The sequence below is a fragment of the Devosia sp. genome, assembly GCF_028290625.1.
In the GTDB taxonomy this organism is placed as follows: domain Bacteria; phylum Pseudomonadota; class Alphaproteobacteria; order Rhizobiales; family Devosiaceae; genus Devosia.
Map to the genome: position 1 here is coordinate 1 of NZ_JAQGJM010000008.1, position 13,504 is coordinate 13,504.

Annotated in this window: 10 protein-coding genes and 2 pseudogenes; 5 read left to right on the forward strand and 7 right to left on the reverse strand. The window is 58.6% G+C overall.

Going from position 1 to position 13,504, the window contains the following annotated elements; translation table 11 throughout:
* The first annotated feature begins 579 nt into the window (after nucleotides 1-579).
* Together JWR51_RS02170 and JWR51_RS02175 are read left to right on the forward strand one after the other, a co-directional pair.
* Nucleotides 580-792: a cold-shock protein gene (locus tag JWR51_RS02170; RefSeq protein ID WP_299743057.1), complete on the forward strand. Its 213-nt coding sequence runs from the start codon at nucleotides 580-582 to the stop codon at nucleotides 790-792.
* A 145-nt stretch (nucleotides 793-937) separates the two neighbouring features.
* Nucleotides 938-1,384 carry a hypothetical protein gene (locus JWR51_RS02175; RefSeq protein WP_299743060.1) on the forward strand — a complete coding sequence of 149 codons (447 nt, stop codon included), beginning with the start codon at nucleotides 938-940 and terminating at the stop codon, nucleotides 1,382-1,384.
* Between the two features lie 651 nt (nucleotides 1,385-2,035).
* Here the strand turns inward: JWR51_RS02175 and JWR51_RS02180 are convergent.
* The 4 genes and pseudogenes from JWR51_RS02180 to JWR51_RS02195 all read right to left on the reverse strand — a co-directional run.
* Nucleotides 2,036-2,314, reverse strand: a pseudogene (locus JWR51_RS02180) (exodeoxyribonuclease III); the annotation flags it as partial.
* Between the two features lie 57 nt (nucleotides 2,315-2,371).
* Nucleotides 2,372-2,610 (reverse strand): annotated as a pseudogene (locus JWR51_RS02185) (DUF1348 family protein); the annotation flags it as partial.
* A 13-nt stretch (nucleotides 2,611-2,623) separates the two neighbouring features.
* Complete coding sequence (locus JWR51_RS02190) at nucleotides 2,624-2,911, reverse strand: DUF1330 domain-containing protein (protein ID WP_299743061.1); 288 nt, start codon at nucleotides 2,909-2,911, stop codon at nucleotides 2,624-2,626.
* Between the two features lie 81 nt (nucleotides 2,912-2,992).
* The gene (locus JWR51_RS02195; protein ID WP_299743064.1) at nucleotides 2,993-3,988 is read right to left on the reverse strand and encodes an NAD(P)-dependent alcohol dehydrogenase; all 996 of its coding nucleotides are present in this window, start codon (nucleotides 3,986-3,988) and stop codon (nucleotides 2,993-2,995) included.
* 134 nt (nucleotides 3,989-4,122) lie between these two features.
* On the opposite strand from JWR51_RS02195, the gene JWR51_RS02200 reads away from it, so the two are divergent.
* A complete protein-coding gene (locus JWR51_RS02200) occupies nucleotides 4,123-5,028 on the forward strand; it encodes a LysR family transcriptional regulator (RefSeq protein ID WP_299743067.1) in 906 nt (301 codons plus the stop codon).
* Nucleotides 5,029-5,286: 258 nt separating this feature from the next.
* Here JWR51_RS02200 and JWR51_RS02205 read toward each other — a convergent pair whose 3' ends face one another.
* From JWR51_RS02205 to JWR51_RS02215, 3 genes are read right to left on the reverse strand one after another with little or no spacing between them, the layout of a single operon-like run.
* Nucleotides 5,287-7,917 carry a hypothetical protein gene (locus JWR51_RS02205; protein ID WP_299743070.1) on the reverse strand — a complete coding sequence of 877 codons (2,631 nt, stop codon included), beginning with the start codon at nucleotides 7,915-7,917 and terminating at the stop codon, nucleotides 5,287-5,289.
* Nucleotides 7,910-8,650 carry a hypothetical protein gene (locus JWR51_RS02210; RefSeq protein WP_299743073.1) on the reverse strand — a complete coding sequence of 247 codons (741 nt, stop codon included), beginning with the start codon at nucleotides 8,648-8,650 and terminating at the stop codon, nucleotides 7,910-7,912. The genes JWR51_RS02205 and JWR51_RS02210 overlap by 8 nt, the downstream gene beginning before the upstream one ends.
* Complete coding sequence (locus JWR51_RS02215; RefSeq protein ID WP_299743076.1) at nucleotides 8,647-10,419, reverse strand: hypothetical protein; 1,773 nt, start codon at nucleotides 10,417-10,419, stop codon at nucleotides 8,647-8,649. Before JWR51_RS02215 ends, JWR51_RS02210 begins: the two co-directional genes overlap by 4 nt.
* 261 nt (nucleotides 10,420-10,680) lie before the next feature.
* Between JWR51_RS02215 and JWR51_RS02220 the strand changes: the two genes are divergently transcribed.
* On the forward strand, nucleotides 10,681-12,057 hold the full coding sequence (locus JWR51_RS02220; RefSeq protein ID WP_299743078.1) for a hypothetical protein: 1,377 nt from the start codon (nucleotides 10,681-10,683) through the stop codon (nucleotides 12,055-12,057).
* A 20-nt stretch (nucleotides 12,058-12,077) separates the two neighbouring features.
* Nucleotides 12,078-13,442, forward strand: coding sequence for a hypothetical protein (locus JWR51_RS02225; protein WP_299743081.1), 1,365 nt, complete (start codon nucleotides 12,078-12,080; stop codon nucleotides 13,440-13,442).
* Nucleotides 13,443-13,504 lie beyond the last annotated feature (62 nt).

The following is a 13,504-nucleotide window of genomic DNA, read 5'->3' on the forward strand; positions in this document are numbered from 1 at the left end:
CGCAAACGACCTTGCCAGCCTCATCGACGACGCACACCGCCGTCTCCAACACCGACACGTCCAGTCCCACGAAATGTGCCATCGCCGTTGCTCCTTCCCTCGATGCAGAGGTCAGGTGCGACCTCGCCAGCATCGTATATGAAGGGGCTGCAGCTTCCCGATCTCAGATCGCGCCGCAGCCGCCGCGATACACCATCTTTCCGGGGCCATGGTGCGGACCTCAATGTGGGCGTGCGATCTGCATTTGCTGGACCCAAAGGCGGTTGGACGCGCGATATGGCGGCGGTCTGCTCCGCATTGATAAGTGTCTCAGTGATATCGGATCACAGCAATTTGCCCTGCTGTCTGCCAAATTCAGCAAGAAGAGCAGGGACCATTGTTTGGAGCCCCCGAGCTTGCTTTGTAGACCATTGACCTGCATAAACATGATCACACGTTTTCAGCCTACGACGGCTGCCCTGCCGGTCATCTCCGGTCATTGGCTCATTGCTTCAGAAGGCGAAAGTTTCTACGCGCCGACAGCATGTTGCTGGCGGGTAACGCTCGCGCCTAGGCATCGAGCTTCAAAGGACTACTTCAATGGGCAGCATCACGGGCACTGTTAAATTCTTCAATGCCACTAAGGGCTTCGGGTTCATCTCGCCTGAAGGTGGCGGCAAGGATGCCTTCGTCCACGTTTCTGCCGTTCAGCAGTCGGGCCTGCAGGGCCTATACGAAAACGACAAGGTAACCTACGACGTCGAGAAAGGCCGCGACGGCAAAGAGTCCGCAGTCAACCTTACGCTACTCTAATAAGGCATCTGGTGCATGGGCCCGCCGCGAGACGGGCCAATCGATCCAGCAAGATCGGTATCTTATGCTAAGTTGCAGGGCTCGCTTCGGCGAGCCTTTTCGTTGAGGACAACAAGTAAAACATATGGCAGCAGATCCATCCACGATGAGCGATCCGAAGCGCATTCGGGTGCTGATGCAGAATGCGCTGGACAGAAACGAAGAAGGTCTCGCCCGCCTCTGCCTGCGCCGCATCTTCGAATTGGGTGGGGACGGCTATCCGGATCCGATGGTGCGGCGGCTCTGGCAGGCGGTGACGGCCTATGAGGAAACCCGCAAGCTCAAGATTGGTCGCGCCCAGCGCGAAACCAAGGTGCGCATGAAGATCGAAACCAAGGGCCCTCTCGTCGCGCTTGCGGATTGGGCGACGGCCAAGGGCGTCACGCCAGGTTTCCTGGCCGTGATTGACGCCGGCATGGCGGAGTTTACTGGCGAATATATCGTGCTGGAATTCGCCGACAGTTTTGACGACAGCGTGGTGCAGGCGGCCCGGACGCGCCTCGAAAGCTTTGGTGTCGCCCTGCCCAAAAGTTGGCGGTCCAGGCTAGGCTAGGAACTGGTCACTAATTGCTTACATCACCAGGTCACAACCGCAGACGCATGCACATTGGGCTTTGTGACTTCAGCCCCAAGTGCCCGCCAGTACTCAGTCGATCCAGTTTCCGTCAGCAATGCGCCCCCATGTCGGTCGGTAAGCTGCGCTTCGTCCGTCCCTAAGGTGGAGGCTGACAGACCAGCACGGCGCGACACTATCAAAAGTGGCCGTGGTCCCGATGCCGGTTGGCGCCCTGTTCCACCATCTCCCTGACAAGCAGCACTGGTTGCGCTGTCGCCCTCTAAACCGGCGCCACGTCCTTACGCTGGTTCGGCCAACTATGAGTAGAAACGCTGGCCACCTCTAGCCGGAAAAGGTTAGCCCACGTTCAGCCAGCCAGAGCTCGAGTTCTGACCTGATGTCCTCGATCCGTGCCACCTCTTCCGGAGAGGCGGACTTGGCATGTGTGCGTATCCACTGGTTGCACCCGAACAGCATGGTCGAAACGGTAGAAGACCGAAGAGAGTCCGACAATCCGCCCTCAAGGCGGTCAACGTCCTCTCGCCATTTCAAGATTGCGGGAGCGTGATTGGTGGGCATGTTGGTCTCGATGCACAGAGAATCGTCGTCACGCAGTGTATAGTGATCAGAATTCGGATGGCGTTCACATCATGCCGCCCTCGAGCCGGTCTTCAGTCTTCGACGAGGAGATACGTCGGTTAGGGTGAGCCAGGTCGGTGCGTGATCGCTGGACTTCTCCCACGAGCGCACCTCACGATCGACGCCGGCACTGTCGAGCCAAAGCGCGAGGTCTGGAGATAGCAGCAGATGGTCGATGCGCAAGCCGGCATCTCTGCCGAAGGCATTCCTGAAGTAGTCCCAGAAGGTGTAGATCTTCTCGCTGGGATGCATTGTTCGCAGAGCATCGGTCCATCATTGGGACACAAGATCCCATAAGCCGCTCTGACCTCGGGCCGGAATCGACGCCGCAATACAGGGCGACATGAGGGCAAGATCGCTCGGGCCCCGATGATCGTCGGACCGTGGCCGAACGGCCAGTGGAATTTGCGATCCGCCTCGGTGATCGGCAGGTCGTTGATCGAGGCGAAGCGCCGCTGCGTCGGCCCGCCAGCTTCGAACTCCCAATTCTCGTTGCCGTAGGATCGAAACCACCCGCCGCTGGCGTCACGCAATTCGTAGGCGAAGTGGACCGAGATCCGAACGCTACCTGCGAACGAAACGATGGCGCTTACGCCGTTACAGACCCTCAACGACAAAGCCTCGATAGGACGCGCCCTTGAAGCGGTGCTGCGCGACGGCCTGATAGTCTGAGCTGCGATACCAGGCTAAGGCCGCATCGATTGTTGCAAATTCGGCGATCGCCACGGCCTCAGGTGTTGGCCCTTCCAACACCTCCAGTCTGCCATTCGCGGCAAGGAACCGCATTCGGAACTTTTCGAGCACTGGTCCTACAGAATTGACGTAGATATCCAGCTCCCCCTGATCGTATGTTTGCTCGCGGATATAGATGACATAGGCGGTCATTCGCGCTTCTCCGATGAGACCAAGTGCGGCTGACAAGGCGATTGCTCATGCCCCGCCCGCTCTATTGAGTCCGGCAAGCGATCAGTGCTGAATGACGACCTTGCCTACGATATTGCGCGCGCCGTAGTGCGTAACGGCTGCCTTGGCATCGTCGAAGGTGTAGACGCTATCGATTACCGGCCGGATGCCATGCTGTTCCATCGCCCGGCACATGTCCTCGAGGTCCCGGCGGCTTCCAATTGTTACCGCGCGAAAGCTGACCCGGCTCATGAACATGGTCATGAAGTCGACCCCACCTGCATACCCTGCCAGGATGCCAACGATGGAGATTTCCCCTCCAACTGCAGAGGCCTTCATCGACTGGGGCAGAGTCGCGGGGCCGCCCACCTCGACAACGCGATCGACGCCGCGGCCGTTGGTGAGCTCGCGGACCGCGTCACCCCAGTCGGGCGTCGCATTGTAATCGATGACATCGTGCGCGCCGAGCCTGCGAAGCGTCTGCGCCTTCTCGTGGGTGGAGGTCGTCGAAATCACCCTGGCGCCAAGCGCAACTGCCAGCTGTACGGCGAACAGTGACACGCCACCGGTGCCCTGAGTGAGTACCACGTCGCCGGCGCGAACACCCGCAAGTGCCGACCAGGCCGTCACTGCGGCGCAGGAAAGCGTAGCGCCTTCCTCGAAGCTCATGTGAGATGGCATGGGAACAAGGAATTCGGCATTGACCACTTTGTATTCCGTCAGCCAGCCATCGTGATCGACGACCCACTGCTCGTGTTGCGCGTTCAGCGTTCCACCAAACCAGTTGGGAAGAAAGGAATTGACGACCTTGTCCCCGACCCGGAAGCGCTTGACGCCTTCACCGAGCGCCTCGATTTCACCGGCGCCATCCGACAACGGCACGCGGCCAAACTGAATGGGCGGCTGATATTGGCCGGCAAAGATGATCAGATCGCGGAAATTGAGCGACGACGCCCTGACGCGGACTAGGACTTCACCTCGGCTGGGCTTTGGAATCTCGCTCTCTTTGACGATCAGGTTGTCGGGTCCGCTAAAACCGTTGATGTGGAATGACCGCATGGATCTTGCTCCTTGGTTTGATGCCTTGTGATTTCCTTTTACCGGGAGCATTATTGTTTGATAATCGATCTATATCGGTACGGCCTGTGCAATCAGACTTCACAATAGATCGAACGCGTATGGACGGCGTGGTCATGTTTCTGGCTGTTGCTGAACTGCGGGGGTTTCGGGCCGCGGCCGCGCGGCTCGGGGTGACGCCTTCCGCTGTCAGCCAAGCCATTCGGAACCTTGAGGTCCGGATCGGCGCACCGCTTTTTGTTCGGACGACCAGAAGCGTAAACCTGACGGAGGCTGGCGAACGGCTTCTTGCCCACGCACGGCCGGCCGCGGATATGTTGAGCGCGGGCATCGACGCCGCTGGTGGCCTAGGTGGTGAGGTGCGGGGAAAGCTGCGCATCAATGCGCCGCGGGCGTCACTGCCGTTGCTGATCAACCGCCTGCTGCCCGATTTTTTGGCCGCCCACCCGCAAATCCAACTGGAACTCACCGGCGAGGATCGTCCGATCGATATCGTCGCGGAAGGGTATGACGCGGGCATACGACTCGGCGATTTCGTCGAACTGGATATGGTCTCCGTTCGTCTGACGCCTGCCGAGCGGTTTGTCGTGGTGGGGACACCAGGTGTCTTCAAGGCGCAAGGCCGGCCGGTGCGCCCCGAAGATCTGCACAGCTTCCGCTGCATCCTTTATCGGACTGACGCGAGCGGTGCGGACCACTGGCGATTTGTCGCTCAGGGACGGCCCGTCACCATCGCGGTCACCGGTCCCCTGGTGATCAACGATGTTGATTTGTGCATCAGGGCGGCACTCCGGGGCGTTGGATTGTTCCGCCTGCCGCGTTCGCTCGCGCTGCCTTATCTGGACACCGGGGCGCTTGAGACCGCGCTCGACGCTTTTGGCGAAGATGTGCCCGGCCTCTCGCTCTATCATCCAAGCCGCAGCCAGGCGCTACCCAAACTACGCGCGTTTATCGAGTTTGCGGTCACGCGTATGCGTCATCCGGTGAGCGCCGCCGACTATTTACCCACGGCAGTTGCTTAGCATGCTTCGAGTCCGCTTTCGCCGCCGAGTTGGCTATCATCACCGAGCGCAAATGCCTCAAAAAACCCTTGCCAACGGAGAGCCGTCCATACACGGCACATGCCGTTTCCCATCGTTAAACGAGGTTAGCTCCTGACGAGGTACCTCAGGTGCAACTGAGGGGCTCAACTAGCCAACTCAATCTTCCTCATCTTGGTCAACCAAAGAAGAAGTAGCGAACTGGAAGGCACCTTCTACCGCTTTGAGATGTTCGCGGTCTCAGTCGGCATTTCCTGCGTATGGTGGCAAAGAAATCCGATTGCAGAATTCCAGCAGCCGCTGGTAGCGCCAGGGATCATATTTGGTGACGACCGACGTCTGCATCGATGGAAAGGACGCCATAAGCTGTTCAGTGCTCACCTGCTTGCTGACCTCGCCTCCACTAGAACGAGCAATTAGAGCCCCCGCAATATAGTAAGCAGTCATCAAATTCGAGCACGTGAGGGTACCAGTGCTTTCCGACCCCCCAGGCCCACGCAGTCCCTCGGGTAGCCGGACCAAGCTTTTTACCACCTGCAAGTATTCGGGTACGTGGCGCACTATGTCGATGGCGTCGTCCGGTCGACCCCATCCTTCAAAAGTGCGGAAGGTACTGATCGCCGAGATCTGCACCAGGTTTATGGCGATCGACACGCGAGCAATATCGCGCGCAGGACCCTGCCAGTGTTCCGACATCGGCAATTTCGCCACCACCCGAGCATGAGTGAGCGCTGCGTCGTACAGATCGTCGCACTGAAAATTGGTGAGGCTTCGTTCAAGGTAATATCGGGCTAGGCCAAGCGCCAGGCGCTCACCGTCGAATCTAACCTTGTGGGCGAAGCGCTCCGTCGGGTTCGTCTCGGGGTTGCTGCCCAATGCGCGCTCAGCTCGTACCAAGTAAGTCCGTGCAGTTTCCAAATCCGCATCGGTCTCCGCCACGATGCGCTGAGCTGTGGCGGAGAGGAACAGCGCCTCCCGCCCGGTGATCACCTTAGTCGATTTTTCGCCTTCTCTTCCGTGTGGGATGGGCGGAATGGGGGCCTCGCGCCGGTCGAGGATCGCTCTGGCCATGGCCGCATGTTCCAATGCGACTGACCATTTGTCTGCGCTCGCAAATGCCGCTCCAAGGACAACGTACTTCAAGTAGGAGAGCTGTCGGTCGTCTATCTGGCCTCTATCAACTGGTAGGACGCAGTCGTCCTTGATGCTAGCGAAGTCGCGCTCAAAGTCCTTGGCATCACCGTAAGCTCCGTGCGCCAGCTTAGTGAAGATGGATTGAGTGATAGGAAAGGAGGCGAAGTTCAGATCCGGCGGATTTCGTGCACCAAGCAGACCCGCCTTAACGAGCGGCGCAATGCCCGTGTCGGACAGATTGGTCGTAAGCCTGTCCTGTTCCTGGTCGATCTGTTCTTGGATTAACCGGAGCATAGCTGACCATTCTAGCTTGGCATCGGACTTCAACACGATGTCCAAGATCGTCTGGCGAAACTCGTCGTTAATAGCGAAGTCATTGAGGCCCGATTGGAAAGTCCCGCTCGTCGAAAGATCTATCCAATCGCTTAGCGCGACATTAATGCGCTCCAGGGACGGGATAAGATCCTGATGTTCCTTGGGAAACAAGGCGATCCGTTCGGTCAACTCTGCAGAAAAGCTTGTCCGCTCGGCGCCTTTGGCGAGCAACCCATTGAAAAAATCGGCAACATGGGAATCCTTGAGGGCATCTCGCCCGATCAATGCATCTTCGATGTATGCCCACAGGTGCCGAACGTAACGAAGAGAGAAATCGGTAGCCATTGGAGAGCTCTGCGAGACTAGATAGTCGCGCAGATCGGGCTCTCGGATGGATGCGCGAGAAAGCGTCACGCCCCCGTACGTTGCCTTCACCAAATTCTCATCGCCTGTAACGAGAACCACTCGGGCCTCGTCCCCCTTTTCCTGCAGTCGCTTGTTGACGAGGAACAGGTCTGCCAGAGCCTCAGCATCAGTCGCGAGACGGGGATCGTTCGGCCGCCCCTTCTGCCGCTCCACCATCCGACGCCAATAGCTGACTAAGTCTTCGCGCAACCCAAGCTCGCCCTCGCTGAGATCACCATTGAACACACTGAATGCGTGGCTCAGGTTGTCATGGTCGCCTAGCAGGTCCTTTGCCTGCGAAGCCGGGTACACCCCGCCCGTGCTCAAAGATAGTCGGACGTACCGATCCCACTCCCTCGCCGCCCCTCTGAGCCGTCGACCCATCTGCCTGGAGATCAAAAAATCAACGAGGTTTAGTGCCCTTACAGAGGGAGGGGCATCTTCAGCGACATGTTCGGAACGGAGCAGCACCATGACGTTGGTGGCCAGTTGGGCCTCTCGCCTTATGACGTCTTCGTGCCCGAGGGAGCGAACGATCTGCTGGGCCTTAGCTGCTACTCCGCGGTAGATGTCCTTTGATTCGTCGTAGTGGGCTCCAAACATTAGGGTTGGTTGACGAATGGGTGCCAACTCTTCATCCAGCCCCTGCTCTTGCCATTGCCTACCTGCGTCAGGGGCGTTGATCATTGCGAATTCAGCAAGCGCCTTCAAGGTCAGCGTCGTATGCCGATCGCCCAAACGTTCCCTGACCTTCTCACTGTCCGGGCCCGTTGCCCATTGACCAGGGAAAATCGTTCGCCCCCTTTCTCCGCTCGCCCCAGCCAGCCAAGGCGCGCAATAGGAGATGAGGACGTTGGTGTCGAACAGGAAGACTAAGCGTTTCGGTGCACTTTGGGGGCCGGATGCGATGTTCCCCTTCAACCAGATGTTCGCCGCTTCTCGTCCCTGCATTTCCCGTCTAAGGAATGCAGCGCGCGCCAGAAATTGCTCACCAATGTAAGAGCCCCGTTCAACCATAGGTCGCGCCCACTTCGAATTCGCTCAGGATGTCGAGAAGTTGCCCGCTTGGAGCCGCATTGGCGCTCTCGGCGCTTTTAGCGATCAGCGAGTGATGCACCTCATCATCTGCTCCAATCTCCTCGCCGAAATCCATGATCTGTTCGGGATGAGCGATCGGTCCTAGGCCTAGAGCAACGAGGCAATCCTCCAGGCCTACTGCTAGATACGAAGCCCCCACCCTCCCTACCAGAATGCACACGCCGCGCCCGTCACCATCGACGAGCAGAGTGCCGTTGGTAGGTATCGATGCATCCTCGGATTGGAGTTCGAGGAAGCCTTCTATTAGATCGCCTGCGTCCGGCGCTGGTACCGAAACTCCAATTCGATCTAGGACCAGCGTCGAGTTGCGGGGCGCCCCGTGGACGAAAACAGGTGTCCCCAGTACGTCGAAAGGCGACGAAGTTCGCCGGGGGATTTTCAGGTCAATCTCCTGCCTTGGCGCCAGGCCGAAATACCCGATAAGGCTCGAAGCTTGTAAGGACGGCCCTCGAGCGACGAGCGTAGGCCCGTTTGAATTGAACGTGGCCCCGCCACAGGAGAATGCTCCCGCGCCCTTTATGGCTCTTGCGACGAACTTCGGGCAGATCCCGAACAAGCGCCGAGCGTTGTCGATGGCGATGAACGACAGTCGTGCCGACACAAGTGCCCCTGGCGCACTGAGGACCATATTGGCGTTGAGCTTGAAACTCATCGGCCATTCCCCTGAACTGACGGATCAAAGGTAGGATTTTCGCGCTCGGCTTTTCGGTTGATGTCCTCGGACACGATCGGAATGCCGAATAGTTGCCAGTCGAAACCTCCCACCTTGTTAGCTGCACGTGTCAGATCCTGATGCTGCTCGACCACGATAAGACCGCCGCCTTGATATTTTCCGTAAGAAACACGGGCCGCTGGGCCTCCCTTTGGGTCCTTGCAGTAGGTGCCGAGGAACTGACCAATCATCGGCTTCATCTTTTCAGTGTGGTGCAGGGTGCCCGGCTTCTGCTTTTGAAAATCCTCTTGATTCAGACCTCTTAAGAACTCGTCAGGCGCGATTGCGCCGGGATGATAGTCCGTGACTTTCAAGTGGAGCGCCGTATTGTGGGTTTTCTTGATGCCGCGGAAAAGCATCTCTGCCGGAGGATCGGCTCCAATGCGAACGACACGGTAGTCGAAGTCGTTGAATTGTGGACAACCCGACGGAACTACCAGTTTGGCTGGCGCCGTTTTAGTAGCTTCTACGAAGTCTCCTCGGTGGTAGATGACGGATTTCTTTTCAAGGAGGTAAGCAACAATCAACTTGTTGATTGGCGCATTGCCAGGTCTGAAGGGCGACTTTCCTCGAGCCACTAGATGGAGCTCCCGCTTTGAAAAGAAACCCTCAGGTTTTATCCGAAAATCTTCAAGGATCTTACTTTCGTCCGGTGATAGGCGCTTGACGAAACCCCGATAGAACTCGTCGAGCAGCTCGGCTCCCTTTTCGGGGGAAACCCCGCGATCCGAAGCACGGTTTTCCGCATCGCAGATCTCCTGTTCCTTAGCCGTCTTGCGACGCTTCCAGTCCCGGTGGTCGGGCGGCCTGTCGCCGTCCGAGCTGAGCTTGGCCATCAATCGGGTCGCCAAGTCGAAAACGTTGCATCGGTATGCCATGCGTGCGCAATCGATGAGGGCTCCATCCCCATCTCCTACGCAGAGCAGGCTCGGCTTTTCGTGGTCCTCGGCTACCTGGCGAATAGTGTCGACGTTCCAGTAGCGCCCGGAGGTGTTGTCCGACAACGCAACTCCCTTCTCGCTCCCGAAACCCAGCGTCACGAAGACGTAGTCAAAGGTCTCCCTTTTAGGGTGGCGCGGATGCTGGGTGTAATGCACTTCGATGCGATCACCCGAGGTCTCGCGGACTACCTTCTTCACAATCGTTCCGGATCGGACGGTGTTGGTCTGAAGCCTTCCCAGCCACTCGGATTCCCACTCCGCGCGCAATGCTTTGACCACCTTGTCGCAAGGACCAGCGAACCAGTTGAGGAATGGGAAACGGGTTGTTGAAGCGAATTCGTGGGTCAGTGGCCACGTGTTGTACGCCGGGTGAACGATGCGGTGGCTAGCGTATGCCTGATCCATCAAAACGTTGGCCTTGCGCTCAAACAAGGTGAGGTTGGTGAAACCGAGTGAGTGCAATGCGGCCGTCATAGTTATACCTGCGACGCCCCCACCCAAGACAGCCAATGGAGCACTGGCACGAGTAAGACTTGGATTCATATTGTCGAACTCGTCGGCGAAGGCCGCAGCAAGCATGAAAGCTCTGGCCTGCTGGAAGGCAAAACCGACACGGTGGCCGTAAGGGCCCACCGTGAACACCTTGCCACCAGCCTTAGGATGATTGATCCGGGCAGCCTCGAGGAAATCCCCGCGCGACCATTGTTGTTCTACTCCAGCCAACCTGCCCCCCGGCCAATGATCACTATAAGAGTCAATAGTTTGCATTGTCATCCGTCCAGAGACGGGCCGTCAATGAATGTTTTCGCTCGAGCTAGGTAGGTCTAAACGCAGCCGGTTCATGGCCGAATGCTTTTCATGCCCGGTCTCCTGATTTGGCGCCACAAGATCATGGGCGGTGTCGTTTTGCCTCTGCTGACGACTACAAACCTGTCCTATTGAGAGAAATCCCTATTTTATTCCACTATCTCTCCAGTTAACCTTGCTTCGCCGGTGCCAATTATTGGCACGATGACGTCGGAGGACCCGATGCGTTGTCTCTGGGTGGCCGTGGCGCTGCTTTCCCTGGCGGGGCCAGCCGTTGCCCAGCCGACACTCGACCCAACCGGGGTCTACATCGACGAGAACGGTGAAGAGGTTTTCGGGCCGGGATACATGCCTCGTAGCTCTGAGCGGGACGGCCTCCCTCTCTACATCGCCAGGCCCAATGCGGGACTGGCGATCCCTACTGACTTGTTGCTCTTCAGCCAGGACGCGTTCAAGCCAAGCGGAGACCTTTTGTCGCTACCTGTAGAACCGCTGCAGAGGCAAATCCCGGTTGACCTTCCACTGCTTCGCAGCGTCCGCGCTCTGTACGGCTCCCAGCCGGCGTCACTACAGCCACTCAACGGCGTTGGTCCGTCCCCAGTCGCGGCGGGAATGCCGCCGATGAAGGTGCATTTCGTGTTCGTGGGCCAAGGTGCCGGAGCAATTGTCGAACTCCCGTGCGGCCTGGCGGTCATCGACGTCGGGGGCGGCAGGGACGGCGTCGATGGCCCGGGCCTTTTCGCAGAATATCTCCTGAAGTTTCTCGAGGAGCACCCGCAGTACGACAATCGCATCAATGCCCTCTATCTAAGCCACGCTCATGACGACCACATCCTTGGCACCAAGAAACTCATGGAGTTGTTTGACCCGTCGCAGATCGACGGGTTCGTCGACAACGGCCAGGAAGGGGATCTTGGAGGCCTGCGCATGCAGGCAGAGTTCCATGAATGGGCCGAGTCCATCCCCTACGCGAAGATCGAGTTCGAGGATCAGTCGACAGCATCCGGCGCGACGAACAGCGCGGTCGACCCATTTGAGTGCGCAACGATTAGCGCGTTCTGGGGCGCTACGCCCAAAGCGATCTTGGGTACGCAGGACGCCTTCAATAACCCCAACAATCACAGCGTGCTTGTTCGCATCGACTATGGCCAGGCGTCGTTCCTGTTTCTCGGCGACCTAATGGACAAAGGCATCGAAGCGTTGCTGGGGGAGTATGAGGAAAATCCGGGAGTGCTCGATGCGGATGTTCTTCTCGTCAGCCACCACGGCGCACGGGGCGATACCTCCGACCCGTTGCTGAAAGCCGTATCCCCTGAGATAGCCGTGATTTCCATGGGGAGAGACGATGGCACGGGCTCTCGGAGCGCGAAAGCTCATGGGCATCCCAACGTCGAGACGTTGGCCATTCTTCAGGAGGAGCCATCTGTCGTTGCCGACCTTCGGCCCGATGCGCCTGTGTACTGGGGCTCGTCCGGCGCCGATCAGCCCTTTGAGGACGTGGTTGTCGAACGAGCCGTCTACGGCACCGGGTGGGAGGGCACCATCGTTATTACCGCAACCGCAGACGGCACGTACGAGATCGAGAAGTTGGGATTTTAGCTAAAGGCCCGGGGGACACTATGAGGGAACTTGCCGCCGTCTTGTCTTTGTCAATCGCCATCCTGTCGGTACAGTCTTCGGGTGTGGCTTGGGCCGCATCGGGTTGTGCCGCAGGTACTGAATGCTTGGACGTCACGGAAAAGGGCGAACCTGCGGTCAACCTTCCGGATCACGTTGCACAATGCTCGGGCCCTTTCCCAGACTTCATCGTTTCACCAGCCTTGCTGGCAAACAACCCCGAGCAACGCTGGTTTACGCTCGCGCAAGACTATCCGACCTCTGTCAGCGAGACTGCCTTTCCCTGGAAGGCCTTCGACTATGCCGAGGGAGTCGACGAGACCAACGCCTTTCTCTATGCCCTGCGCGATTACGCCTACGAAGGCATGATCACTGCGGGTTTTGACCCCGCGCAGAACACCGTCCGGAATTGGTACCACGTCCCGTTCATGAATTTCGGGCCGTCGCCGCGGGAGCCGTTTCACGGGCTCACCGCAGAGCGGCCGATAAATGGCCCGGAGCTCGGCATCAAGCAGGGCGTGCGCGTCGCTAACTACGCCATCGGCTTCTACAACGAGGTGGGTGCCAAAACGATCGGTGCAGTGTGGAATTCCAACACGCCCGACCTGACGCAGGCCCACTTTGAAGACGGGGCCATGACTTTCAAGATCCTGTTCAGCGCGGCTAAAGATGACGACTTTCAAAACCCGGCGGCCTCGCCCCTGCTAGGCGCACCAACCTGGACAATCAGCACGGCCAGCGGACCAGTCCCGGTCCGACTCATGCAGATGGACGTGGCAGTGGCTGATCCCGAGTCGCCCACCGGGTGGGTGTTTGGAACGTTGGCCTACGATCGCAACGCCCCGGACGCCGATCCGTGGATGAAGATGCGCCCGGTCGGCCTAAGCTGGGGCAACGATGAGGGCGTGACACCCGCAATGGTGGCGGCCGGGACACTCCTCGAGGAGAGCATTCTTTCCGACCAAGCGCCGCCATATGCCGCTACGCACCTTGGCTGGGCGGGAAGGATCAACGGTCCCATCGATAATCCCCGCTCCGGCTGCCTCAGTTGCCACGGCACAGCGCAACACCCGGCCAACGCCGCTGACATCCTCCCATTCGGTTCGTGCAATACGGATGCGGAGAAATTGATCTGGTTCCGCAATTTTGACGGGTCCGTACCTTTCGGCCGCGTCAACCAGCAGACTTGTGTCCTTGAGCCATCGAGCGCTCAGCTTGTGTCGCTCGACTATTCCCTTCAGCTCGCTTCATCGATCGAGTCGGTGCTTGGATTCGGCGACAAAAATCCTTGTCAGGGTGCGACACCTTTCAGTGCCGGCCCAACGTCCGACGCACCTGTCGAAACGACGCGGCATGTGCACCGTTAGCCTCCTCTCTGTGCATGCGGCACACGACGCGCCGGCGGGCCGCGGCAACTTGGCCAGCCATG

Coding starts and splice junctions, on each gene's coding strand:
- JWR51_RS02220 (WP_299743078.1), top strand. CDS start 10,681: ATGCGTTGTCTCTGGGTGGCCGTGGCGCTGCTTTCCCTGGCGGGGCCA.
- JWR51_RS02190 (WP_299743061.1), bottom strand. CDS start 2,911: ATGACCGCCTATGTCATCTATATCCGCGAGCAAACATACGATCAGGGG.
- JWR51_RS02175 (WP_299743060.1), top strand. CDS start 938: ATGAGCGATCCGAAGCGCATTCGGGTGCTGATGCAGAATGCGCTGGAC.
- JWR51_RS02200 (WP_299743067.1), top strand. CDS start 4,123: ATGTTTCTGGCTGTTGCTGAACTGCGGGGGTTTCGGGCCGCGGCCGCG.
- JWR51_RS02225 (WP_299743081.1), top strand. CDS start 12,078: ATGAGGGAACTTGCCGCCGTCTTGTCTTTGTCAATCGCCATCCTGTCG.
- JWR51_RS02170 (WP_299743057.1), top strand. CDS start 580: ATGGGCAGCATCACGGGCACTGTTAAATTCTTCAATGCCACTAAGGGC.
- JWR51_RS02215 (WP_299743076.1), bottom strand. CDS start 10,419: ATGCAAACTATTGACTCTTATAGTGATCATTGGCCGGGGGGCAGGTTG.
- JWR51_RS02205 (WP_299743070.1), bottom strand. CDS start 7,917: ATGGTTGAACGGGGCTCTTACATTGGTGAGCAATTTCTGGCGCGCGCT.
- JWR51_RS02195 (WP_299743064.1), bottom strand. CDS start 3,988: ATGCGGTCATTCCACATCAACGGTTTTAGCGGACCCGACAACCTGATC.
- JWR51_RS02210 (WP_299743073.1), bottom strand. CDS start 8,650: ATGAGTTTCAAGCTCAACGCCAATATGGTCCTCAGTGCGCCAGGGGCA.